The sequence below is a fragment of the Mycoplasmopsis mucosicanis genome (genome assembly GCF_006546935.1).
In the GTDB taxonomy this organism is placed as follows: domain Bacteria; phylum Bacillota_I; class Bacilli_A; order Mycoplasmatales; family Metamycoplasmataceae; genus Mycoplasmopsis; species Mycoplasmopsis mucosicanis.
In genome coordinates, this window is the sequence record NZ_SMDN01000007.1 from 1 (window position 1) to 25,066 (window position 25,066).

Genomic DNA, 25,066 nt, shown 5'->3' on the forward strand with positions numbered 1-25,066 from the left:
CATTAGACTTAACAACTCTGCAATATCTTGCTTTCCCGTTTCCCATCATCATAACTATTAGATTTTTCATAGTTTAATTATATCACAAAAATAAAATTATGTTATGTAATGTTATGTAATTTTTTTGTTTAAAAATTCCCGTATGTACTACGTACATAAGGAATTAAAAATATTTTGATTTTGCTTGTAACTCCGAAACTCAGGAGAATAAATCTTTATTAGTTATAGATTTATTTCTGTTTCGTTTAGCAATTTTCTTGCCTTCTTTTGTTGTATATGGACTAGCAATTCCAAGTTGTTTAAAGCGTCTAACCAGAGTTGAATATGAAAAATCTTTAGTTTCTGAACATTCAAAGAGTTCAAAAAATTCATAAAAGGAAATCAAAGTTAAAAAAGAAGAACTGTCATTATTGTTCTCATTTCCGGTTAATCGATATCTTTTAAAATAAGTTTTGCTCAATGCTATAAATTTCTCATCCGAATGTTTAAGAGCGTGTTTGTTATTTAAGTTACCGTGAGAGATTTTGATTTTAGTCCCTGTTTTTTGAAACTCTCTCAACTGTTTTCGCTTTCTTTTTATAGTTGAAATTGAGATATCTAAAGCTATTGATAATTGTTTATTTGTTCAATCGCTGTGCATTGTAATTTGCCTGAAAATTAAATCGTTTTTTGCTGCATATTTTGATTTTCCATACCAAATTATATTCCTTAGTTAAATCCTAATTAAATGTTTCATTTTGTTTGGTATTTGAAAGGAATGTTTGATATTTAAAAATATATTCTTGGCTTTTATTTTTTTCTATATAATTTTTTTATGTTTAAAGATAAGAAAAATCCCTTAATGATTTTAAGAAAAAATTCAAGTTTTTATTGGTTAATGATTATTATCTGGTCTAGTTTAATAATAATGCTAACATATTTTTTTGTGACAAGAATTTCATATGTCAGTTTAGATATTGGCAAAAAAGACCCATTTGGAAACATTATAACAGCTACTAAAGCAAGAGTTGTTTCGGCCAAAATATTTTTAGTTTTAAACTTTATTTTTTTAAGTTATTTCTGACTAAATGGTGTTAAGGACACTCTATACGTATTTTTTTATTATATATTTAAAAGGAAAATATATAAGCAATATAAGTATGTTTTAAGAACTGATGTTTCAAATTCAACAGATAGAGTTTTATTGCTCTACCCGTGTTGTAATGATTTTGTTCCAAATGCACTTGAAAAAAGTATGCAGCAAAATTATAAATATTTTGATGTAGTTATATTAGATGATTCCAATGACGAGTCGGAAAAAAAAATAGTTGATGATTTTGCTTTAAAACACAATATTAAGGTTGTTCGGAGAAAAGATAGGGTAGGCTTTAAAGCAGGCAATCTAAATAATTACTTAAAATCTCAAGAATGTTTAAAAAAACAATATGACTATTATGTCATATTGGATTCCGATGAAATTATTCCCAACAATTTTATCGAATTAGCATTAAAATATTTTTATACTTTTTCTAATGTAGGAATAGTTCAAGCAAATCACATTTCAACAAATAATAGCAATTTTTTTATGGGGTTATTTCACGTTGGTGTCAATTCGCACTGACCAGTTTATCAATCTATGAAAAATTATTATGGTTTTTCGACTATGCTTGGCCATGGTGCTATGATTAAAGCTGAATGTTATAATATGTTGAATGAGGGTTTTCCTAATTTAGTGGCTGAAGATTTATGTATTTCGATTGAGTTGCGTAGTTTAGGTTATTATGTCGTCTTTGCTCCAAACATAATATGTCAAGAAGAATATCCAATTGATTACATTGCGTTTAAAAAAAGACACTCAAAATGAACACAAGGAAATTTAGAGTTTATTAAAAAATTTACAGGTAAAATAATTAAGTCAAAAATGAGCTGGTTTGAAAAATTAGATATTTTTTTGTTCACATATAATTTACCTCTTACGGCTATATTTGCTTTTAACATCTTCATAAACATAATGATTTTACCTATTATAGGTGTAAGTATAACTAAAATTTTTCCAATATGATTATTAATAATTTCAACTATATTTTTCTTTGCACCTATGCTGAATGACATAATATATTGATTATTCAGGATGAATATTTTTAGATTTGTTTTATATTTTTTTAGTGTTTTTATGCTATATGGATCAATGTTAACTATTTCGTTAATCTCGGCAATTTTAGGTGTTTTTGGAAAAAAAGCTAAGTTTGTTGTTACACCAAAAAAATCTTATAGATATCGCTTTTTAGATATTTTTAGATTTCATTGAAAGGAAATTTTGTTTTCATTGTTTCTGCTTGCTATTTCACTTGTTAACTTTAGAAATATATGACCAGTACTTCTTTTAGTTATACCTGGAATATGCTCAATAATTTTGATATTTTTTAGCAACAAACGTTATCCACATTCTAGAACTAAAACCATAGATGCAAAAACTGCTAGATTAAGTATAAATAAAATCCAAAAAGACTTTTTAAGATATTGTGACTATGACCTCAAATTACCAGAATCATTCAAGCAATTCTATATTCAAGAGAATTGCAAAACGGACAAGAGATCTAATAACCAAATAAATACAAATAAGAATTAATTTTTTCTAATTAAACCACGACATACACATCAATATAACAAATTATGCTTTGAATTTTTAAATAAACAGAAAAAAAATCACTGTCTGATTTGTGAGAGTATCCTGCATAATGTGTTGTTTTTTGTCTATACAACAATACAAATAAATATGTTGCATTTGCAAAATAGATATAATACTAGTGAATAATGTAAAATATCGATAAAATAATCATGATTTCGAATACAAGGAAATAAATAAAAAGACATTGTTGTAAATTATATCGATGAAGACCATGAAATTTTTAAAGGAAGGTAATTATTGCACCTATCAAAAAACAGTTATTGCTCGATATACTCAATAGTAAAAATGTAATTTAAAACTTTTAATGATTAAGAATGAAAATAAATATGAATTCTACTAAAATTTATTTTATAGATCTTGATGGTACGTTTGTTGATAAACCGTATGGTCCTGACACATATACACCACAAAATCTAAATGCATTAAAAAAAATATGCAAAAATAAGCATATTGTTTTTTCTACTGGCCGAATTAATTCAGATTTTGTTCTAGATTTAACTAACAAAGTTAATGCTCAGTATGCTATATGTCTTAATGGTGCACTAATTGTTGATAAAAATAATGAAATTGTGTTGCATCGACATCTTGATTTTGACTCAGCACAAGAGGTCTTAAAAATCTTTAAAAGCAAAAATATGTTCATCTATCCAAATGGAATAAAAGAGATGTATCAAAATGGAAACCTGGATTCAGTTTATATGAAAGAGTGAGCTAAAACTAATCCTAAACATCCTTATAGTAAACTTGATCAAATTAAAGAGTTTAGTAAACTTTTTGTTTTTGGTTTAAGTGCTGAAGAAACAAAAGAACTTTATGAATCTATAAAAGATAAGTTTCCGCTTCTTTCGTTTTATTTAGTTTCTAATGGAACCACAATCGAAGTAGGTCCTAAAGGTGTAAACAAAGGTTTTTCTGAAGCAAAAGTATGTAAATTGCTAGGTATTGATCCTAAAGATGCTTGTCATATAGGTGATTCAGGTAATGATGTATCTAGTGTTGATTTTTTAGGCAAATTTATTTGTATGGATAATTCTCTTGATTTTGTGAAACAAAAAGCACATCATATTGGACCAAATTTTGCAAATTCAGGCGTTGCAAAATTAATTTGCCACTTAGAAGACATAGATTTCGATGAGTTATAAAATTATTAAATGTCAAGCAAAAATATTTGACATTTTTTTTATCGTTTTTTGCATTTTATAATAAAATAATATAGCAAATGATAGTGTCAAGCAATTGTGCTTGACATATGTGTCGAAAAAAGGAGAATTTAATGGTAAAAATTAGACTAAAAAGACAAGGTTCTAAATTCAATGCTCACTACAAAATTGTGGCTGCCGATTCACGTGCTCCACGTGATGGTAGATTCATTGAAGCGTTAGGACACTACAACCCTCACTCAAAAGAATTTGTTATTAATGAAGTTTCTTTACAAAAATGAGTAGATAATGGTGCTCAACCAACACAAGTAGTTTTTGACCTACTTAAAAAACACGGTTTAAATGAAAAACTAGCTAAAAATTCAAAACATTCATCAAGCAGCAAATAATGAAAATTAATTTTCTAACCCTTTTTCCAAATTATTTCAAACCCCTTGCTAATGAGTCAATTGTTGCTAAAGCAATTGAAAAAGGTTTGATAGATATCAATGTAGTTGATTTCAGAGATTTTAGCAGAAATAAACACCACAATGTTGATGATGAAATATATGGTGGTGGCCATGGAATGTTATTACAAATCGAACCAATAGACTTAGCATTGGAATCGCTTGAAAATTATGGTGGATACAAGATTTTGGTTTCACCTCAAGGAAAAAAATTTGATCAACATTTGGCCAATAAATTAGCCAAATTTGATCAAATAACATTTATTTCAGGTCGCTATGAAGGTTTTGATGAACGAATTGTTCAAATTGTTGATGAAGAAATTTCAATTGGTGATTATGTATTAACTGGTGGCGAGTTACCATCTATGGTGATGGCTGATGCAATAATTCGTCTTGTGCCAGGTGTTATCAATGAACTTTCGCACCAAAATGATTCGTTTCAAAATGAAGGCTACCTAGATTATCCACAATATACTCGACCACGTGAATATAAAGGTATGAAAGTGCCTGAGGTATTATTTAGTGGTAATCATGCTGAAATAGAAAAATGGAAAAAGCAAGCTCAATATGAGAAAACATTAAAAAATCGTCCCGATATAATTGAAAGGATTAAAAATGAGAACTAGATTAATTGAATTAGTTGAACAAAGCCAACTTCGTAAAGACCATCCAGAATTTAGAGTTGGTGATAATGTTAAAGTATATGTTCGAATTCGTGAAGGTGAAAAAGAACGTATTCAAATTTTTGAAGGTTTAGTAATAGGTAAAAAAGAAACTGGAACAGCAGAAAACTTTACAGTTAGAAAAATTTCATTTGGTGTTGGTGTTGAAAGAACATTTCCACTCAACTCACCATTTATTGCTCAAATTGAGGTTGTTAGATCAAATAAAGTTCGTCGTGCAAAACTTAACTTCATTCGTCAAAGAAGCGGTAAGTCAGCAAGACTTAAAGAGATCAAACGTTAATTTATTTTCTTTTATTATTAATTTCGACACACAAAAACTCGTCATAATAGCGACGAGTTTTTTATTGTTTAAAGTTGCTCAAACAAGGAAATTTTTGTCCTTCATATTCTATATAATCTAAATTATTTCAATTAAGATTCTTATAAAACTTAAATTTCTCATAGACATTATTAATGACTAAAAACTGTGTTGGCTTAGGATCTAAAAAAGCCATAACTATTGAATTTACAGTAGGTTTGGGCAAACCTTTACCTTTAAAATATGTTCAAATACTTCTCTTTGAATTACTTCAAAACTTTAATGCATTTATCATTTTTTTATCAAGTTTTTTTATCATTGTCTCACTGGTTCCAACAATGAGTTGTATATAAAAAATCTGACCATCATAAAGATAAAAAGGCAATCAATTTCGCGAACTTGAAACAACATCATATTTAAAATACTCAGGAAATCTACTTTGTAATTTTATAAAATCTGCTCAATACAAACATATTCCAAAATACTGACCATTTAACTTCATATTAATCAATGCTTTTACAAAATCTGGGCTAAGTGATCAATGTATGCCGTTAGCTTTAGATAAGTGTTCAAAGTACTTTATTGCGTTAATTTGCACATTGTTCATATTGAAATTATAAATCAGTTAAATATATGATAGTATATAATATATTATTATTTTGTAATATAGAAAGGTTGAGAGACCATGGGAAAGAAAAAAGAAACATTTTTTGAGCGTTTGACTAGAAAAAATGCTCAACAAGAGGACAATACAAATCCAAAACCAAAGAAAGCAAAATCTTGAAAATTTTGATTCTTTAGTTCATTATTAGCAGGTAGCATTGTTGCAGGTATAACAATTCCACTTGTTGCCAATAGTTTAATTAGGATAAATGTTGATCCAATTAAAGATGACACCGTCCTTTTTGAATTTGACGTGCCTGGCAAAGATGGTAAAACAACTAAAATAAAATTTAGAACTAGAGACTTAAAATCATCACAAATAGCAGATGAAGCAAAAGACTCTAAAAAAGTACTTGACCAATTTTATAAACTTGGTATCTTTTACTTGTACGACCAAGAGGTTAATGCTTCTAAAGAATATCAACGTCTTTGAAATGCTTCAAGAACTGAAAACGAAAAAGAACGTGATGACATTGCACTCAAAACCGTTGCAGAACTAAAAGAAAAACACACCAACCTTTTACTTGATATTAAAGAACAAATGATTAAAACATTTGGCTTTTCAAAATGAGAACAACAATTTAACGATCTTTTACTTAAATCATTCAATGGAGCTAAAAATATTGAAGAAGCTGCTTCATTTAAAGTTTATGAAGATATTCAAAATGATGCACTTAGAAGATTCACATTAAATACCAAATTCAATGAAAAAGACATTGATCGAGTAGCATCGAGTGATATTTATAAATTAGATGATAAAGGTAATTTAACTCGTGAAATTCAATTTAAACAAGGCCAAAAAGTCTTTCCATTTTTCAAAAAAGGCTCAAATTACTTTGAACTCTCAAGCATAAAAGAAAAAATGACTTTTATGACTAATAGCTACATTCTAAATGACAAAACTAAAAATGCTGATGCATTTATTCAACACTATTTAAAAAATAATAATCCATACTTAATTAGTCAATTTACTCTTCCTGGTGTAGCACCAGCCAAAAAAGAAGAAGGTAAAGAAACTAAATGAGAAGTCAATAAAAAAGCTATCAAACAACTCTTATTCTACTGACCAATTCAAGACGAAGTCAAAGCAATTTCTTCATTTGATAAGGTTAAAGAAAGCTTCAGAAGCTATGAAGACATTGCAAAAGATGCAAAATCAACAGGAGAGACCTTAGACAAAAAAATTACTGAATATGGAACAATTCTTGCAACATTATCTCAAGATGATTCAGATATCAAAACAAACTGAGGTTCAACTGGTCTTACTTCAATAGGTCAATTACTTCAAGGTGGCGGAGACAATACTCTTAAAGCATTCCTAGACGATAAGTTAGTGAAAGCTGTATATGGTACTGAACAAATCAAAGAGATTGACTTATTTGGTGAATTACAGAAAATTAAGAAAAGTATTATTGATGATGCTGACTTTAAAAAAGACAATAAATTCAAAATCGATGATATAGAACAAAACAATTTCAATTCAAAATCAAAAGAAGACGCACAAAAAGAGATTGCTAAATTCAACAAATCACTCAAAAAACTTTTTGATGAAGCAAGTGATGTTAAAAAAGAAGGTCTATGAGCCGATAAGTTCAACCAATTAATTGTTGCTCCATTACAAAAACTTTTTGAAGATAATGAAGGTAAAATTCAAACCGTTTACAAACTCAAAAATGATAATGGTAACAATAAAGACACATTTATTCTTTTAACAACAAAAGGTATAACATTAATCAAATTGCAAAGTCTTGATAAACTTAAACAAAATAATGAAACACCTGAAGCAGCAATTAAACGAATGATTCAGAGTGATTTTGAATTAGAAAACAAATTCAAAAATACTGTAAAAGGTAAAAAATATGATGCATTAACATTGGTTAATCGATCAATAAGTTCTCAAGAGTTGGTTATTGATTCACTTTTAAAAGATGAAGAATTTAAAAACTATATCAAAGGTCAAGTTAATATTTTTGCTTTAGATCAAGATAAAAAAATAGTGCCTAATAAAAAATATGAGGATAAAGACCTAACTTCTATTAAGGAATTGAATGATAGTATTTTAAGTTCAAATGACATCAAAACTCAATTGAATTTAGTAAAAACAGTTGACCAATGAATGAAAGACCGAGCAAAAAATGATTACGATGCTAACTTTGAATTAAGAGAAGATAAAGTTTATTTTAAACACAATAATAAGGATGCTTCTAAAAAAGAAGCATATAAAAATGACGCTTCATCAATTATTTTTGAAACACTAAAAGATTTAAGAAAGGCAATAAAATAGGTAAAAAATATGAAAAAATTTAGATTTTTATACGCAACACCTGCATTATTGCTTCCTTTAGCATCTGTTGCATGTGGACAAAAAGTTGATACAACTGCAAAACTCAAGCAAGATGAAGAAATTAAAAAGACAGCAGTAAACACCCTAAAAAATCAATTTGCGCGTGTAACTCTTCTAAGTTTGAATGGAATTAATGTTGAAAATTCTGATAACTTAGATGAACAATACATTAAGACATTTCAAGACCAAAATAGCACGTTATTTGATCAATTTTATAAAGCATTCCAACTATATGCAGTTAATAAATTAAATAGCGACACCTATTATTTTGCTCAAAAAATCCTTGATTGGACTGGAGATAGAACCTTAAGTCTTGATGAAATCAATAAATTTAATGGTGCTAACAATCTAAAACCTGGTCAAGTGCCTTCAAAAGACCAATTTATTACTCTTTGGTTAAATGAGAAGACAAAAATTAGAGAAGAACTTGAAAAAATGCTTTTTGTATTTAAATATTTTGAAATTTCAAACCAAGATCAACTTAAAAAAGTTGATAAGAATTTCAAATATAATGCAGATTTAAGATACGCATTAAATCATTATTTACTAACAAAATATGCAGTTGAGAAAAAGTTTGCTCAAGTATGAACTAAAGATGCTGAACCTGACGATGATGATTCATTCTTTACTAAGTCAAACCCTGCACTATACAAAAATGCTGATGATTTTAATAAATATTGAAGCGAATCTAAACAAGCAAAACCAGTATTAAAAGATGAAATTGAATTCATTAGTGGCCATAATGATGATAAAAAATTGTTTGGCTACCGTGGTTTTAAAGGTTCATCAACATCTTACTCATTAAAATGAGACTACGATGACTTGAAAGATAAAGAAAATAAACATCTATATGGATTTTATGATGTTAATAACGAACGTTTAGTCAATGACGAAATTCAAAAAGACTTCACTATTAATCCAATTAAAATTGATAGTGGAGATACAAAAAATCCTACATTAGTTTATGTAAATCAAATTGCACCAATCGGCAATGCTGAAATTGATTTACCTAAAACTGAAGGCGACACTAAAAACACATCTAAAGTAAAACTTTTAAGTTTTGAAAACACAATTTACAAAGACAAATTAGATATTCTTTCATTTATTTTCTATTTAAATGATGCAAGTCTATACGAAACTGCAATCAAAGCCTTTGCTGAAATCGGATACAAAATTAAAGTTAATAAAGAAAGCACATCTTTACGTGAAGCTGTTAAAGATTTAGCTTTTGTGGAGTTGGTATAATGGATAATATATTTTTAGATATTATTGCTGGTAAAGCTGATGCTCAATTTATTTACAAAGATGATAAATGTGTAGCATTTTACGATAAGTTTCCTTATCGTCCTGGACACTTTCTTGTAGTTCCACGTGTAAAAACTGCTAATATTACTGAAACTGATGATGACACTGCTGCTCACTTAATTAATGTAGCTCGTAAATTAGGTAAACAAGAAGTTTTAGACAAAGGTATTGCTGGATTTAAAATTGTAATTAACACAGGTAGAAGTGCGGATCAATCAATTTTTCACACACACGTTCATGTAATACCTTTTGAAGCAAAATAAAAACTCAGGAAACTGAGTTTTTTTACTAATATACACATTTTTGAGTACTTTTGGTAAATTTAATTATTAAATTTTGAATACTCTCCATTAACATGACATTGACGACAACGAGCTTCATACTCATTATCCCCTAAAAATCTCAAGTCTTGATTGAGCACTTTTCTGTATGAAAAACCTGCTGGAGACTTACACACAACACACACAGCCTTTAATTTGCTAACATCATCAGCTATCGCAATCATTCTAGGCACTACACCAAAAGGTTTTCTTAAAAAGTCCATATCTAAGCCAGATAGTATAACATCTACATTTTTAGTTAACAATTCTTCTACCACAGTCATTAATTCATCATCGAAAAAATTTATCTCATCGATGGCAACTGCTTGGTATTTTGGACTTCAAAGCGTTAAAATTTCACTAGATTTTCTTACGTTGATTGCAGGTAATTTTGCACCTGTACGACTTACTAGTTCGCTATTACTGAATCTTGAATCAAATGCAGGTTTAATAACCAATGTTTCTACACCAGCTCATTTCAATGTGTTAACTCTTTTTAGGAGCTCTTCAGTTTTACCCGAAAACATTGGTCCTGTGATAATTTCAAGTCATCCTTTTATATTTCCTCTGTTCATAAACTTTATTATATAAGCAAGCAGTAAAAAATTGAAATTATTTGATTAGACAAGTAAAAAAAAAATCGAGATAAACTCGATTTATATATTAATTAATCTTCTAAAAGAGCTAATTCTGTTAATGTTTTAACCATTGGTCCTTGTGGAACTTCATTTATATCTGCTGTTCCAGCAATATCGATGTGAATGTATTCAACATCTTCAGTAAATTCTTTAAGGAACATAGCAGCAGAACATGAACCAGCATTACCGCTTAAATCAGTGTTTTTTAAGTCAGCCACAACTGATTTTTTGATATTTTGTGCAAATGCTTCATCAAAAGGCATTCTTCAAATTAATTCATTTGCGTTTTTAGCGGCTTTAGAAATATCGCTTCATGCTTTCTCACTAGTTGCTCAAACACCTGAATATGTGTGTCCTAAAGCAACCACAATAGCACCTGTCAATGTTGCAACATCAATAATTCTTGTTGCTTTAAGATTTCTTACTGCATAGGTGATACCATCAGCCAATACCAATCTACCTTCAGCATCTGTGTTGTTGATTTCAACGCTTTTACCATTCATTGATTTTCAAACTGAATCTGGTAATGAAGCATCACCATTCACACGGTTATCAGTAATACACATTATTGCTGCAAAGTTTTTTGCTGGTTTTAATTGAGCAATCGCTTTAAGTGTTGAAGCAACAATTACTGATCCAGACATATCATATTTCATTCCTAGCATTGAGCGAGATGGTTTTAATGAGTAACCACCTGAATCAAATGTGATACCTTTACCAACTAAAACAGTTTTTTCTTCTGAACTTGGATTTCCATTGTATTCAATCACAACAACTCTTGCTTCGTACATTGAACCTCTATTTACAGAAAGTAATAATCCCATTCCAAGTTTTTCAATTTCTGCTTTATTAAGAACAGTTACTTTAAGATTTTTGTATTCTTTAAAATCTTCGGCTACTGTTTTTGCAAGCAATTCTGAGTTCAAAACGTTTGGTGGAGTAACTTGTAAGTTTCTTGCATAGTTAGTAGCTTCAGCCAAAATTAATGCTTTTTCAATAGTTTTTGTTAGTTGCTCACTTACTTCTTTTTTGTAAGGTTCCAAAACATATTCACATTCTTTTTGATCTGATTTTAGGTTGTATAGTTTTGCTTTTTCAAAGAAAAGTGCTTTAATGTAGGCTTTCATAACTCTACCTGCACACACATTTTCAGTCACAAAACTTTCAACATCAAATTGATAACTTCTAGGTAGTGATTTTATTGTTGTTTGGAAGAATTTAACCAATGATTCAAAAGTCAATTTGCTTTTTTCACCTAAATAAGCATATGCTTCATTTTTAGATAAATATTCAGTGATAACAGCGTTTTTTTCAATCAAGTATTCAGGTTTTGTATCTTCTTTGAATATTGCTTTAAGCAATACAAAGTCATTTCTTTGTTGACTAATTTTGTTAAATAACATTATTTAATCTCCTTTTCAATATAAAATAAATTTTAGCACTATAACAATATAATAATTAATATTTAAGTTTTTTATTAATAACTTTTATATTAACGATTTTTTTACTAATATACACATTTTTGAGTACTTTAGGTAAAAATATACTGGTTTATAAATAAATTATTTTTACTGCTATGATAGCAAAATAATTAATAACTATATTATTCTAAATTGTATAATACATATGTTATGAATACACCACAAAACGACAAGGATTTTAGTACTTTTTCTAAATGATCTATTAGAAAAATTTCTTTTGTTGGAATATTGATTGCAATTTCGGTTGCATTCTTTTTGGTTGTTGTTCAATTTGCACCTTTTGCTGCACTACCCTCACTCAAGATTTCAATAATAGGGCTTCCAATTAAAATAACTGGATTTATATTTGGTCCAGTTGTAGGTGGTTTTGTAGGTGCAATAGCTGAATTACTTTCTTTTATGTTTGTACCAACCTATTTTAACCCTTTGTTTTTAACTGCAGCAATACTAGATGGAGTCATTCCTGGTATTATTTCATGATTATTTTTACGTTTAATAAGTTTCTTTTTTGGTGGTGATTTTAAAGATAGCATCTTTGAAGAAACACTTGCAAAAATGTTTAAAAAATTAGACAAACTTAAAAAGGAACCGATTAAAAACGAGAACAAAATCATTGCTCTTGAAGACAAAATTATTAAAACTTACAGTAAAAAAGTAAAACATGAACAAAAAACAAAAGACAAATCAGGTCTTGCAACTATAAATATGTTTATTTGCATTGGAATACTTGTTTTGATTATGTTGCTTGTAGTCTATATCATTGGATTTAGAGTACCTGATTCTATTATTAAAGGTGGTGTTATTGCAAATCGATGAGCATTGCTTCTAGTTATGCTTTCTGGTTATTGTGCAATGCTTGGTTTTGTGGTTATTGCACGCTTTAAATTTAAACCAAAATTGTACTTAATTATTATGCCTATAATTATTTTTTCAGCAGTTATTGAGCTTTTTAACGTTCCAATTCTTTCATTGGCTGATAAATATAGTATTGAAAAAACAGGTACGCAAGGGTCAATTCTTGTTTATATGTTCCAACACATAATAATAAGCCCTGTAAAAATCTGAGGTAATATGTTTATTATCTATTTTACATACAAGATTGTGGCACCTTTAATATACAAAAACCATAGTATTACATATCAATAATATTTTTAATGTTTTCTATTCTTGTATTATCATTATAACGTGAGAAAAATTAGGAGATTTATTCGTAAATTATTTATTGCTTCTGTACCAGCAGCAGTAATTTTTGCGTCTGCTTCATGTGATTTTTTATCAGCTCCAATCAATAATGCTCTTGAAAATATCTTGCCACCTTCAACAAAAAAACCTAGTGAACCTGGCAAGAATGATGAAGACGATATACCAATTCCTCCAGTTGAAAATCCAGTTGAACCAGAACCCGGAAAAGATGACCTAGACACTGGTGGCAAAGAGACCAAAGAACCTCAACCTAGTTTACCTGACCAACACCAAAAAACTCCTGATCAAGTTCAACCTCCATCTAAAAAAGATGATAAAAAGAAATCACAAAATACTCAAAAACGTGTAAATCCGTCAAAAAATGATATAGATAAAGAACCTGATGTAGATGAAAAAATTGATAATTCATTAAAAGACATAGGTAGAAAAAACTTCAATATTGATGCTCGAGGTTTTTCAACATCATCTAGATCTATAACATTATATGAAAGTCGTAAAAACAATGATATTTATGTTGATTTTGAAGAAATTGTTTCAAGATTAGATAGGATTTATGGTTCTGGTAGGCTCGATTCTGCTCAACAATCATTTTGAAAAGTTTCATATGATCTAGGAAATAATACAAAACTTATCTTTGATGAATATAATGACAGAATTCAATTTAATTCTGATTCAGTATTCGCTTTAGCACCTGCAAATTATTTACCACCAAAAGAAAACTTTATTAAATTTCTTTTAAACAAAACACAAAGTTTTTCAGGTTATGAAGGTTTAAAATCATTTGATTTAAAGAAATATGATATGGACATTATTGTTGATAATGGAAAAGTTTATCTACCTTTAAGTATATTTAACCTAATTTTTGCGTCAAATAACTATTTCAATGTTGTCTACAACAATGATAAATTCAGCGCAATTGATTATGACAAGGTATCTGCATACAATAACTCACCACGTTATACAAGCGCATTTTATGACATTTTTGACAATAATACAAGTTCAATTAGTAAAGTACAAACACCTACAAAACAGCAACGAATAAATAATTTTCATTATTTAGCTTTCTTATTTGATAATTTTTATGGTTTATCACACAAACTATATAGCCAATTCAATGCAACAAATTTTTACGATTTTGCTTCAAAAACCGAACTGGAAGAAAAATTATTAAGCAGCAAACCAGAAGATTATCGTAGAGCATATGAACTATTAATTTATTTTTATTTAAACGATTTGCACTCATCAATTGTAACTAAATCATTTTATGGATATAAATCAGCTTTACTCAGAACAAGACCAAAAATAAGAAGAGGAGCAATTAAAGACCCTGGTGATGCATTACTTTCAACGGTTCATAAAGAACATGCAAGAGTTTATAAATTATTGAAAGAAAAAAGACAATATTCAGCGCATCCTTTGTATCGTGACTTGAATTTAAATAACAAAATTACACATATTTATAAAGATACTGCTCGTATTGTGTTTGATAGTTTTGAAGGGGATGGTTCAAGTAATATTGAAAATGGTCAATATGATTCATTTAACCTTATTCGTGCAGCACTAGAAAAAATAGCCACCGATGATAAAGAAAATAATGTAAAAAACATTGTTCTAGATATCTCACTCAATGGTGGTGGTTCAGTGCTTGCAATGCAACAAGTTTTAGGTTTTATTACTCAAAAACCAATTGAAATTGTTTCGCATAATATTGCATCTCATGAATTTACATTGAACAAATACTCAGTTGATACAAATAAAGATGGCTTATTCAATGAAAAAGATTACATTACAAAGTACAACTGATACGTATTAATTGGTCAAAACACCTTTAGTGCAGCCAACTTATTTGCGCACGTCGCTAAAAAACTGCCTAATGTAAAAGTAATTGGTCAAAAATCAGGTGGTGGTATGTTTGCAATATTGCCAACTGTACTACCGGATGGCACATTTATTTATCTATCAGGACCAAATGGTTTTAGTGCATACAATGGCAAAAATATTCATTCCATCAACGACATTGATTACACTGAAAATGGTGTTGAACCAGACTATAAATTGGCTTATGATCATTTCTATGAACACAATTTATTGGATTATTTGGACAAAAATGCAAAATAGAAGCATCTAATTATATAATTTACATAATGGCTAAGAAATATATCAGAAATTTAATATTACCATCAACTCTTATAGTTGGTGCTTTTAGTTTATCCTCTTGTTCACTTTTTGAACTTGAATTACCTTCATCAAATAGCACAAATGTACATCCAAACCTGTTTTTTGATGGTTGAAAACCATCTAAAAACATTTCAAATTCTTATGTAGTTAAGCCAAATAAAATTAGAGTTTTCAAACACACGCTCAATGGTGTAAATTATGTAAGTCTTAATGAGATGGTCAATAAATTTAAAGGTTTTTTTGACCTTCGTTCAGTTTATAGCAAAATTGATTCAAAAGACAATACCTTTGAGTTGCATACTAGAAATGGACTTATAATTTTTGATCCTATCGACGAAAAAGTCTATTTTAATAGTTCAGCTGCATTTAGTTTTCTTAAACCGCAATCAAATTTTAATTTTACTGATTATCTAAAATATACAGACAGCAATGCTCACTCATTGAAAAATAAAAATGAGAAAATTAGTACTTTTGACCTAAGCAAATATGATATGGAGCTGCTCTTAGTCGATAATGAATTATTTTTACCGCTTAGCTTGTTTAATTTGATGTTTGCTTCTACTAGTTATTACAATTTTTATTATGATGGCGAGCAAATTGTTGGTGCAGATTATGAACAAAGTGCAAGTAGAAAAAACCCAATTCTTTCTAGTTTTTATGGTAAAACAAAAAAAGTAGAAAAACAAAGTAGAATAAACAATTTTAATCATTTAGCATTCTTATTCGATCATTATTATGGACTTGCTCAACGTAAGTACCGTGAAAAAAATGCTGCAAATTTTGCTGAATATACTGAAAAAATAGGTGTTAAAGATAAACTTTTATCAACAAATCCAAATGAATACCTAGATGGTTATGACGAACTTGTTTATAAAAACCTTAACGAGTTGCACTCTCGTATAAATTTATATTCTTATGATGCACCGACCTCGCTTACTGAAAAACATAAAGGAGCAAGAGGACTTTCTCCAAAAGCTAGAGATTTTGCATCTGTTCACAAATTATTAGAAGAGCAACGTAGTAATATAAGTTTTGATGGTCGCAATTATAAAGATTATTTAACTCATATTGAAACACCTGATGGAAAGACAGCTCGCATAATTTTTGATGAATTTAAAAGTGGAACAATAGACGAAAATAATTCTAATGAGGCTTGAAGATATGACACATATTGACTGCTAGATAGAGCAATTAAATCACTTCAACAAAGAGACTCGGGCCATAAAATAAAAAACATAATTTTGGATATCTCGCTCAATGGTGGCGGTTCAACTATAGCATTGCAAAAAGCATTAGGTTTTTTATCAAACAATAAAATAAATCTTTGAACTCAAGATACTTTAGACAAAACTTATGACGAAGTCAAGTTTAAAGTTGATACAAATCAAGATAATAGATATAACGATGATGATGGATATGGTCAATACAACTGGTTTGTGTTGACTGGAATAAACACATTCAGTGCAGCCAACTTATTCGCTCATATTGCAAAACAAGACCGCCTTGCAACAATAATTGGTCAAAAATCGGGTGGTGGTATGTTTGCAGTTTTACCTACTGTTTTACCTGATGGCACCAATCTAGATATTTCTGGAATAACCGCATTTAGTGGAAAAGCTAATAAAATTGTAGAATCTCAAGAAGACTTACCAATCACTGAAGATGGCGTTGATGTTGATTATGAGTTAGACTATCAAGATTTTTATAACGATAATCTCTATGAATTAATTGACAAAATTAATAAAGAAAAAGCTAAAGACGAAGGTCCGAGCTTTAGTTATTAAATATTAATTTTTACAAACAAAAGGAGTAAAAAAAATGGAAAAAGATAAAATTATTTGCCCTAATTGCAAACAAAGTTTTGAGATAACTTCTCAAAACTATCAAACAATATTGAGTCAGATTTCTGAAAACGAGATAGAAAAAAGAGTTGCTGAAAAAGTTGAAGCGAACAAAACCATTGCTAAACTTGCAAAAGAAAATGAAATAGCTAAAATAGAATCAAAACTCAACGATGAAATTTCTAAATTGAAACATGAATTGGAAGCTTCTAAAAAAGAGAATTCTATTGAACTAAAAGACAAAATAGCTCTTGAACGTGAACAAAGTAGCAAACATATAGAAAAGTTAAATCGTGAGATTTTTGAGTTAGAAAATAAATTAAAACTCGAGGAAACTCAAAAGAAAACTGACTTAAAAAACAAAGAACTATCTTTAAAAAACGAATACGAGCAAAAAATTAAAGATCTTGAACTTAAAAACTCAGCTTTACTCAACGATATTAGTGAAGCAAAAAATTCTAAAGATAAAGAAATAACTGAAATCAAAAATAATAATGATTTCATTATTAAGCAAAAAGATGAGGAAATAAAACAACTTAAAGATTATCGCTTTCATATGAATTCAAAATTGCTAGGTGAGTCACTTGAGCAACATTGTCTCAAAATGTTCAATACAACTCTTAAAATGGCCTTGCCTAATGCAACATTTGAAAAAGATAATGATTCTTCAGAAGGCTCAAAAGGTGATTTTATCTACCGTGAAAGTGATGATCATGGAAACGAATTAATTTCGATTATGTTTGAAATGAAGAATCAATCTGATTCTAAGTATGCAAACACCAAAAATGAAAAGTACTATGAAAAAGCTCATAAAGATCGTATTAGTAAAAAATGTGAGTATGCTGTAATTGTTTCAACACTTGAACCTGAAAATGATATGTTTAACGGCATTTATGATGCTTCTGATAAAAATAGACCAAATCTTTATGTAATTCGACCTGATCAATTTATTAATTTCATTAATATTTTTAGAAAAAATGCGCTAAAAACAAAAGAAGAAAAATACCAGTTAGCAGTATTGAAAAACGAAAAAGAAAATAGTGCTTACCAATTTACAAAATTCGAAGAAAGATTGAATAAATATAAAGATTCAGTTGATAAAAAAGCACAAAAAGCATCTAAATTTTTTGAAGACGCAATTAATGATATTGATGCTGCAATTAAGAAAATGCAAAAAACAAGAGATGATTTAGTTAGTGTTCGCGATAATATCCAAAAAATTAATTCTGAAACAGATGATTTGAGTGTAAAAAAATTAACTCACGGGCTTCCTGAAGTAAGAGAAGAAATTGAAAAAAACGCATAATTTGTACAAATTTATGTACAAAAAAGCGTTTTTTTGTTTTTTAGCAAAAAAATAAAAAAATTGTGTATTTTGAAATTTGCCTATATAATAGTAGTGATGCATTCCCGATGTGAATGATTACGAATTCCACAGGATTCGTTGCTCAAGAGTATATTTGCTCCCTTCTTAAAAATAATTGAATAAGCCTTATGCGTGATGCTTATTTTCTTTACTTATCTTATATGTTAATCACTAAAGATGCTTATGCATCTTTTTTTATATAATTTAGTGCATGAATATTGATAAAAAAATATGTAAAAATGGACACAAACTAAATAATGTTAAAGCGACTGCATTCAGTTATGAGGGTTATGGAATTATTCAATATGACAATTACAAGATATTCGTAGAAAATTTACTTATTGATGAGGTTGCTGATATAGAGATTAAGAAGGCAAACAATAATTATGCCTTTGCTAAAGTGCTAAAATATCACAAATATTCACCAATGCGTATTGAAACCAAAAATAATGAATTACTTGCTTCAGGTGCAGCACCACTTTCAATGATTTCATATGATGACCAACTAAAACTCAAACAAGAAATAATTAACTATTACTTTAAACGCAATTTGAATTATGAAGAAATAAAGCCAATTTTATCTAGTCATGAAGCATGAAATTATCGTAATAAATTGACTGTATTCGTTAAGTTCAAAGAAAGAATTGTTATTGGATTATTTGAGAAAAACACTCATAATATTATTGAACAATCTTCATATGATCTTGCTTGCAAAGAAATAAATGACATTTTACAATGAATTAGTTCCAATATTAATAATTACAAATTAATGCTTAAATACGCCAAATTTATCAAAAGCATAACAATTCGTCATTCAAAAAGCAAAAATGAATCATTGATCATTTTTAATATTTCTCAAAAATTTACTTTTGATATGGAATTTGTACGCGACTTAACTCTTAAATTTAAAAATGTGGTTAATATAATACTGAATAATGAAAGCATAATATCTAAAGAACAACATTTTAGTAAGTTTTTAAACGCAAAAACAACTATTACTGAGAAAATAGACAACGATGAACTTGTGTTAAATTGAAACAGTTTTTTTCAAGTAAATTCTGCACAAACAAATAATTTATACAATTTGTTAATCGATAACTTAAATCTAACAGGCAATGAAACAATAGTCGATGCATATTGTGGTGTTGGTTCTATAAGTTTAAAATTAGCAAAAAAGGCTAAAAAAGTATATGGTCTTGAAATTATTCCTGAAGCAGTTGAAAATGCCGAAATTAATTGCTCAAATTATATAAATACAGTATTTTTTGCTGGTGATGTGTTAAAAACCATTGATAAGATAACTGACAAAATCGACATTATTGTAGTTGATCCACCTCGAAGCGGCAATGACAAAGAATTTTTGGAAAAAATTCTTAATATAGGAGCTAGAAAAATCGGCTATGTTTCATGTAATTTTCATACATTAATTAGAGATATTCATTTAATAATGACAAAAGGTTACAAGATTAAATTTGTTCAACCTTGTGACATGTTTCCACAAACTTACCACATTGAAACAGTTGTTGTACTCGAAAAAGAATAGCATTTTTCCCTAAGGTACTCAAAAACGTGTATAAAAATCAAAATGAGATATCAACTCACTTTGATTTTTTTATTCAAAAAAGTACTCAATTGTTTTGGCCAATCCGCCTTTTTTATACGAAAAAGGACTTATATAATTAGCTATTTTTTTGAAGTCATTAGTTGCATTATTGAGCGCTATAACATGACCAACCTTTCCAACAGTAGTTGAATCATTCATTGTGTCTCCAATATGAACACAGTTTTTAGCATCAACTCCACGATAAGTTGCATAAAGAATTTCTGCATCACCCTTTGATGAATTATAGTTTGTAACTTCTATAAACTGTTGTTTATGGTTTCTAGAAAATGCTATATTCAATTCATCACCAAACTCATTTAAAAGTTCATTGAAAAATCTGTGTGTTTTAGATCGCAATGGAGTTGTAAAAATAAATTTAAATACATCAAAATTAAGATTTATTTCATTGATTTTATTTATTTTTCCTTTACGTTTTCAGATTATCAATTTGAGCAAAGGATTATTGGTGTAAGTGTGATTATTGAAGTCAGAGTTTGCAATAGTTGTCATCTTGTACTTTTTGACCAATTCACTGATTTTTGAGTACTTTTGAGATGGAATTGGTGAAGATAATATCTCTTTATTATCAATAAAAACTTTTGCTCCATTTCAAGCAATTAGGTTGCCAACAGAATTTAGTTTTTCTAATATTGCCTTAGTTTTTTGACTATAAGCACGACCTGTTGATACAACAACTTCAATACCTTTTTGAGTAAGTCTGTTTATTGCTGCTATATTTTGCTGACTAATTAGATTTTTTTTGTCATCTAATGTAGTGCCATCAAGGTCGATAAAAACTATTTTTACATCTTTTATTTTCATTCTTTAATTATATAAAAGAATGATTATTTTGCTTCTAATGTATATTCGTGTGTGTATGTATTGTCTTGATTGTATGCAATGAATTTAATGACCAATTTGCTTTTTGTCTTGAATTCATAGTCAAAATCAATCTTTTCAACATTACTTTGTAAACTTGAAACAACATATTTATAGACTGCGGTAAATATATTTTTGTCAAACACTGGTTTACCATCTTCAATTTGTATATATTCATAGAATTGAGAACTAGATATTGAGGGGAAAATGTTTTCATTATTAATAGCATCGTGTGTTGCTTTTTTTTCAATATTTGAATTACTTTTTCGTGTTGCTGCAATGACTGCAATTGGTGCAACAACACTAGCAACAGCAGCTACACTAAATATTGGTATTAATATTTTTTTCTTCTTCATTTAACTTGAATTTCAAAAAGTAATCTAGGTCTACTTCTTTTTCCTTGAGAAGTGCTTCAATATCGTTTTGTTTCATACTATATTTTAGAGGTTGTTTCAGTATTCCCTTGCAGTGTATTGTCATTTTAATTTCACCATTAAGCGGATCTAATTTCTTTGATTTGATGTCTTCTACATTCTGTATATAAACCTTATAATAGTCTGCTAACTTACCAAAACCACCATTGTCGAATGCATATGTATAACTAGTTTTCAATTTTCCTTTAAAACCATACGGGATCATTAAACCTTTTTTGTTATAGTCATCACCTTCAACAATAGTTTTATGTTTATAGTCATATTTTGTTGGTTTTTCGTATAAAAATATTCTTTTTTCAGTACCTGAAGAATAAATATATTCAATATTTTTATTGTATATTGAACTGCGATCCTTGAGATTTTTTCATTGCTCACCTTTAAATTCCAAAATATTATAGTCAGACAAAGATTGATTCTTATTCATAACCGTTCTTGTTAAATCATCATTTAATTGAATATCATGATGATTATTTTTGTTTAAGCGATAAGGATTTTCACTGTCAATTTTTACTTCTGCAATTTTAGTTTTTGGTTCATAGGCTAATTTTTCAAACGAAATTTTATTTTTTAAATAAAATTTCTCTTTTTTTAAGACACTTCCATATCTTTCACCAAAACTAAATGAGTAAATTTCAGGAATGTCTATTTCCACACTTCCATCATTAACCTGAACATATTCTTCTTTCTTTTCATTTGGACGTATTTTTAATTCTCATACTGAACTGTCTTTATAGTCGTATGAACTTTGAAAAACAATGGATTGAATGTCCTTGAATTTAAGGCCTAATTGATCAGAAGACACATTTAAATGAACTAATTTATATACTGATGCTCTTGAAAATTCACTCATATTGAATGGTGGATATTTTGAAAAGTCAAAAATACTTTCACTCCTCAAAAGACTCCTTAAATCATATATTCTGGTTGAAGTATTTATCATTTTGCTATCTACAGGAAGATTATTTATTGATAAGAATGGCTTATCGTCCTTATGAAGTTTGTTATTTCTGTTATCATCTGGTGCTGCAAAAATTACTGTGATATAGAATCTATCTTTATTGAAAAATCTGCGGATTAATATTTTTCCTCTTATACCATAAAGCGGAAAGTCATAAAGTTTATCAGGGTTTGGTCCTGCGCCAAATAGCAGTGGATTGGTTATTGATACATCTTGAGATTTGTTATTTACTTCGAATTTATATGGGTCAACTACCACTTTGTTAACTACTTTTTGTTCAACCGGGGGTTGAGGCGGACTAGTTAAGATAAAAATACAAAAACTCCTCTATTGCTTTGCGTCGTTTTTTGTAATAAGTAGCTTTTGAAAAGTGGTTGTCATATCAATCTTTACTATTATGCTTGTTAATAAATTCATTTTCAATAATCATTGCACTTGGTTCGCTCAAAAATGAGATAGTATCCCTGAATTTTGAATGAATTTTTGTGTCTTGATTAAGTAAATTTTTAAATTTTAATATTTGTATATTTTTTATTTGTGCTTTTGTGTTTGCTTCATCAAGTAATGCAAGCGCTTTGACTGCATTATATCTTTGTTGTGCAGTCAATAATGAAGCAAAATGTTTGTCTTGAAAGTTTTGAATCATTTATTTCTCCTTCCGACTTCACTTTGTGTTTTATCTCAAGAAAAATGAAAAAAAGGAAAAAATTAGTATTTTTGCAACAAAAAAAGTAGCGTTGCTACTTTGTGGTGTTTATTGCTTTTCAACTTAAAGGTCAGTTTTTAGGAGTATTTGTCGTTTTCTGAATAGCGACTATAAATGAGGGTTCATTATTTGAATTTTGATATTGAGTTATTTTTATATTGCTTTTTTGTTCGGGAAATATATTTAAAAATTCGTCAATTTCTAAGTGATAATTTTTCCCTTTAGGGAGATATAATCATCCATTTGGTTTAAGCATATGGTGAGTAAGCATAAACATATTTTTGACGTTTGATACTGCTCTAGCAGTAATTACGTCAAATTTGCCTGCTAAATTTTTAGTGTTTTCTGCTCGTAAATTCAATATTTCAAAATCAACATTTAATTCATTTTTTAAGTTAGACAAAAAATCACATCTGCTCTTCATGCCTTCAATAATAGTCAATGAAAAATTATTATGCGTCAATAAATATGGAACAGATGGAAAACCAGAACCTGCCCCTATATCTGCAACATTTTTGTTTGCAATAGAAATATTAAGATTTTTTGCTGCTTCAAGAGCATTTATTGAATCTAAAATACCTTGCTTTTCTATTTCATCTATTGTTTTAAAACCAGTGATGTTTTTTGTTTGATTATATTGGTAAATAAAATTTGAATATTTTTGTAATTTTACATTCATTACTTTTTGAGTTGAGCAGTTAGCTCATCATATAAATCACTAACTGATTTTCCAGTAATTGAAGCTGCAATAACTCCGGCCAAGAATTTATCAAGACTGATAACTTGCAATTTTGAGTATTTTTCCACCAATTCTGAGTTGTCAATAGAGTCAGTTACGATTACTTTTGAAAGATTTGGATTGTTTTCAAAGATATCAAAACCTTTAGTAAAAATACCATGAGTTGCTACAACAACAATTTTTTTAGCACCGTGATTTTTAAGTGTATCTACAGCTTTTAAAATTGTTCCACCAGTATCAATAATGTCATCAATAATAACTGCATTTTCACCTTCAACACTACCAATAAGTCCCATAACTTCTGTTTGGTTTGTGCCTACTCTACGTTTATCGATTATGCTAATTTTAATTGTGTTAGCTATTAATTCAGCTAATTTTCTTGCTCTGATTGTACCACCATGGTCAGGTGAAACAACTGTAAAGCGTTCATTTAATCCTTTAACTGCTTCTGCAATCGGGAATGCACCACGCAAGTCATCAATTGGAATATTGAAAAAACCTTGAATTGCGGGGTTATGTAAATCAACTGCAATAATTTTAGTTACTCCAGCAGTTTGTAATAAGTCAGCAACTAATTTTGCTCCAATTGGTTGACGACCACTTGCTTTTCTATCTTGTCTTGCATAACCATAGTAACTTAATGCTACTGTAATTGATTTTGCACTTGCTCTTTTTAAAGAGTCAATAAATAACAATAGGTCCATTAGGTTGTCGTTTACTGGTCTTGATGTTGATGCAACAATATAAACATCTTTTGCTCTTACTGTTGTACCGCTAACTAACATTCTTTCACCATCTGCATAAACAGTTTTTTCTACTGGAGAAACCTGAATACCAAGAATCTTAGCTATTTTTTCAGTTAATGATGCACAGTTAGGCATACCAAAAAGTAATGTGTTTTCGAATTTCATTTCTTGCTCCTAAAAAATATAATTTAATTATATTATCAAATTAATTTTTCATATTAATATTAAGAAATATAACTTCAATTTTGAATTTTTTTTGTGAAATACTGTATCAAAATTTTACTAATACACACATTTTTGAGTAGTTTTAGTAAAAAAAACAAACATTCAATATACGAAAAAATATTTATTTGGTTTAATGACTGGAAGCTTATTGGTTTTGTTATGGCTTTAACTTGTTTTTA

General features: G+C 28.7%; 23 protein-coding genes. 13 read left to right on the forward strand and 10 right to left on the reverse strand.

Features of this window, described 5'->3' with window-relative positions; genetic code table 4:
• Nucleotides 1-163 precede the first annotated feature (163 nt).
• Nucleotides 164-640: a hypothetical protein gene (locus E1I18_RS02150; RefSeq protein WP_141483959.1), complete on the reverse strand. Its 477-nt coding sequence runs from the start codon at nt 638-640 to the stop codon at nt 164-166.
• A gap of 285 nt (nt 641-925) precedes the next feature.
• Here E1I18_RS02150 and E1I18_RS02155 point away from each other — a divergent pair, with 285 nt between their 5' ends.
• The 5 genes from E1I18_RS02155 (at nt 926) to rplS (ending at nt 5,240) form a co-directional block, all read left to right on the forward strand.
• The gene (locus E1I18_RS02155; RefSeq protein WP_170218517.1) at nt 926-2,608 is read left to right on the forward strand and encodes a glycosyltransferase family 2 protein; all 1,683 of its coding nucleotides are present in this window, start codon (nt 926-928) and stop codon (nt 2,606-2,608) included.
• A gap of 386 nt (nt 2,609-2,994) precedes the next feature.
• Nucleotides 2,995-3,810, forward strand: a complete 816-nt coding sequence (locus tag E1I18_RS02160) for an HAD-IIB family hydrolase (protein WP_170218519.1) — start codon at nt 2,995-2,997, stop codon at nt 3,808-3,810.
• A gap of 131 nt (nt 3,811-3,941) precedes the next feature.
• Nucleotides 3,942-4,217, forward strand: a complete 276-nt coding sequence (gene rpsP / locus E1I18_RS02165) for a 30S ribosomal protein S16 (protein WP_141483962.1) — start codon at nt 3,942-3,944, stop codon at nt 4,215-4,217.
• On the forward strand, nt 4,217-4,900 hold the full coding sequence (gene trmD / locus E1I18_RS02170) for a tRNA (guanosine(37)-N1)-methyltransferase TrmD (RefSeq protein ID WP_141483963.1): 684 nt from the start codon (nt 4,217-4,219) through the stop codon (nt 4,898-4,900). The genes rpsP and trmD overlap by 1 nt, the downstream gene beginning before the upstream one ends.
• Entirely contained in the window at nt 4,890-5,240 is a 351-nt protein-coding gene (gene rplS, locus E1I18_RS02175; RefSeq protein ID WP_141483964.1) for a 50S ribosomal protein L19, read from the forward strand. Before trmD ends, rplS begins: the two co-directional genes overlap by 11 nt.
• Nucleotides 5,241-5,301: 61 nt before the next feature.
• Here rplS and E1I18_RS02180 read toward each other — a convergent pair whose 3' ends face one another.
• The gene (locus E1I18_RS02180) at nt 5,302-5,865 is read right to left on the reverse strand and encodes a hypothetical protein (RefSeq protein WP_141483965.1); all 564 of its coding nucleotides are present in this window, start codon (nt 5,863-5,865) and stop codon (nt 5,302-5,304) included.
• Between the two features lie 78 nt (nt 5,866-5,943).
• Between E1I18_RS02180 and E1I18_RS02185 the strand changes: the two genes are divergently transcribed.
• From E1I18_RS02185 to hinT, 3 genes are read left to right on the forward strand one after another with little or no spacing between them, the layout of a single operon-like run.
• On the forward strand, nt 5,944-8,205 hold the full coding sequence (locus E1I18_RS02185) for a HinT-interacting membrane complex protein P80 (protein WP_141483966.1): 2,262 nt from the start codon (nt 5,944-5,946) through the stop codon (nt 8,203-8,205).
• Nucleotides 8,206-8,214: 9 nt separating this feature from the next.
• On the forward strand, nt 8,215-9,510 hold the full coding sequence (locus tag E1I18_RS02190; protein WP_141483967.1) for a HinT-interacting membrane complex lipoprotein P60: 1,296 nt from the start codon (nt 8,215-8,217) through the stop codon (nt 9,508-9,510).
• The gene (gene hinT, locus E1I18_RS02195) at nt 9,510-9,833 is read left to right on the forward strand and encodes a histidine triad protein HinT (protein ID WP_141483968.1); all 324 of its coding nucleotides are present in this window, start codon (nt 9,510-9,512) and stop codon (nt 9,831-9,833) included. Before E1I18_RS02190 ends, hinT begins: the two co-directional genes overlap by 1 nt.
• A 59-nt stretch (nt 9,834-9,892) precedes the next feature.
• Here hinT and E1I18_RS02200 read toward each other — a convergent pair whose 3' ends face one another.
• Nucleotides 9,893-10,465, reverse strand: coding sequence for a thymidine kinase (locus E1I18_RS02200; RefSeq protein WP_141483969.1), 573 nt, complete (start codon nt 10,463-10,465; stop codon nt 9,893-9,895).
• Nucleotides 10,466-10,557: 92 nt separating this feature from the next.
• Complete coding sequence (locus E1I18_RS02205; RefSeq protein ID WP_141483970.1) at nt 10,558-11,931, reverse strand: M17 family metallopeptidase; 1,374 nt, start codon at nt 11,929-11,931, stop codon at nt 10,558-10,560.
• 228 nt (nt 11,932-12,159) lie between these two features.
• On the opposite strand from E1I18_RS02205, the gene E1I18_RS02210 reads away from it, so the two are divergent.
• The 5 genes from E1I18_RS02210 to rlmD all read left to right on the forward strand — a co-directional run bounded on the left by E1I18_RS02210 (nt 12,160) and on the right by rlmD (nt 20,140).
• Nucleotides 12,160-13,155 (forward strand): ECF transporter S component, encoded by a 996-nt coding sequence (locus E1I18_RS02210; RefSeq protein WP_141483971.1) that lies wholly within the window; start codon nt 12,160-12,162, stop codon nt 13,153-13,155.
• 39 nt (nt 13,156-13,194) lie between these two features.
• Entirely contained in the window at nt 13,195-15,330 is a 2,136-nt protein-coding gene (locus E1I18_RS02215; RefSeq protein WP_141483972.1) for a S41 family peptidase, read from the forward strand.
• A 26-nt stretch (nt 15,331-15,356) separates the two neighbouring features.
• Nucleotides 15,357-17,174: a S41 family peptidase gene (locus E1I18_RS02220; RefSeq protein ID WP_141483973.1), complete on the forward strand. Its 1,818-nt coding sequence runs from the start codon at nt 15,357-15,359 to the stop codon at nt 17,172-17,174.
• 34 nt (nt 17,175-17,208) lie between these two features.
• Complete coding sequence (locus tag E1I18_RS02225) at nt 17,209-18,537, forward strand: DUF2130 domain-containing protein (protein ID WP_141483974.1); 1,329 nt, start codon at nt 17,209-17,211, stop codon at nt 18,535-18,537.
• Between the two features lie 271 nt (nt 18,538-18,808).
• Complete coding sequence (gene rlmD, locus E1I18_RS02230; protein WP_141483975.1) at nt 18,809-20,140, forward strand: 23S rRNA (uracil(1939)-C(5))-methyltransferase RlmD; 1,332 nt, start codon at nt 18,809-18,811, stop codon at nt 20,138-20,140.
• Nucleotides 20,141-20,209: 69 nt separating this feature from the next.
• On the opposite strand, the gene E1I18_RS02235 is transcribed toward rlmD, so the two are convergent.
• From E1I18_RS02235 to E1I18_RS02260, 6 genes are all read right to left on the reverse strand, one after another.
• A complete protein-coding gene (locus E1I18_RS02235; protein WP_141483976.1) occupies nt 20,210-21,022 on the reverse strand; it encodes an HAD-IIB family hydrolase in 813 nt (270 codons plus the stop codon).
• 23 nt (nt 21,023-21,045) lie between these two features.
• Nucleotides 21,046-21,435 carry an MHO_1590 family protein gene (locus E1I18_RS02240; protein WP_141483977.1) on the reverse strand — a complete coding sequence of 130 codons (390 nt, stop codon included), beginning with the start codon at nt 21,433-21,435 and terminating at the stop codon, nt 21,046-21,048.
• The gene (locus E1I18_RS02245; RefSeq protein WP_141483978.1) at nt 21,401-22,729 is read right to left on the reverse strand and encodes an MHO_1580 family protein; all 1,329 of its coding nucleotides are present in this window, start codon (nt 22,727-22,729) and stop codon (nt 21,401-21,403) included. Before E1I18_RS02245 ends, E1I18_RS02240 begins: the two co-directional genes overlap by 35 nt.
• Nucleotides 22,730-22,769: 40 nt before the next feature.
• The gene (locus E1I18_RS02250) at nt 22,770-23,117 is read right to left on the reverse strand and encodes an MG284/MPN403 family protein (protein WP_141483979.1); all 348 of its coding nucleotides are present in this window, start codon (nt 23,115-23,117) and stop codon (nt 22,770-22,772) included.
• A 94-nt stretch (nt 23,118-23,211) separates the two neighbouring features.
• Complete coding sequence (gene rsmG, locus E1I18_RS02255) at nt 23,212-23,856, reverse strand: 16S rRNA (guanine(527)-N(7))-methyltransferase RsmG (RefSeq protein ID WP_141483980.1); 645 nt, start codon at nt 23,854-23,856, stop codon at nt 23,212-23,214.
• Complete coding sequence (locus tag E1I18_RS02260; RefSeq protein ID WP_141483981.1) at nt 23,856-24,827, reverse strand: ribose-phosphate pyrophosphokinase; 972 nt, start codon at nt 24,825-24,827, stop codon at nt 23,856-23,858. The genes rsmG and E1I18_RS02260 overlap by 1 nt, the downstream gene beginning before the upstream one ends.
• Nucleotides 24,828-25,066: the final 239 nt, after the last annotated feature.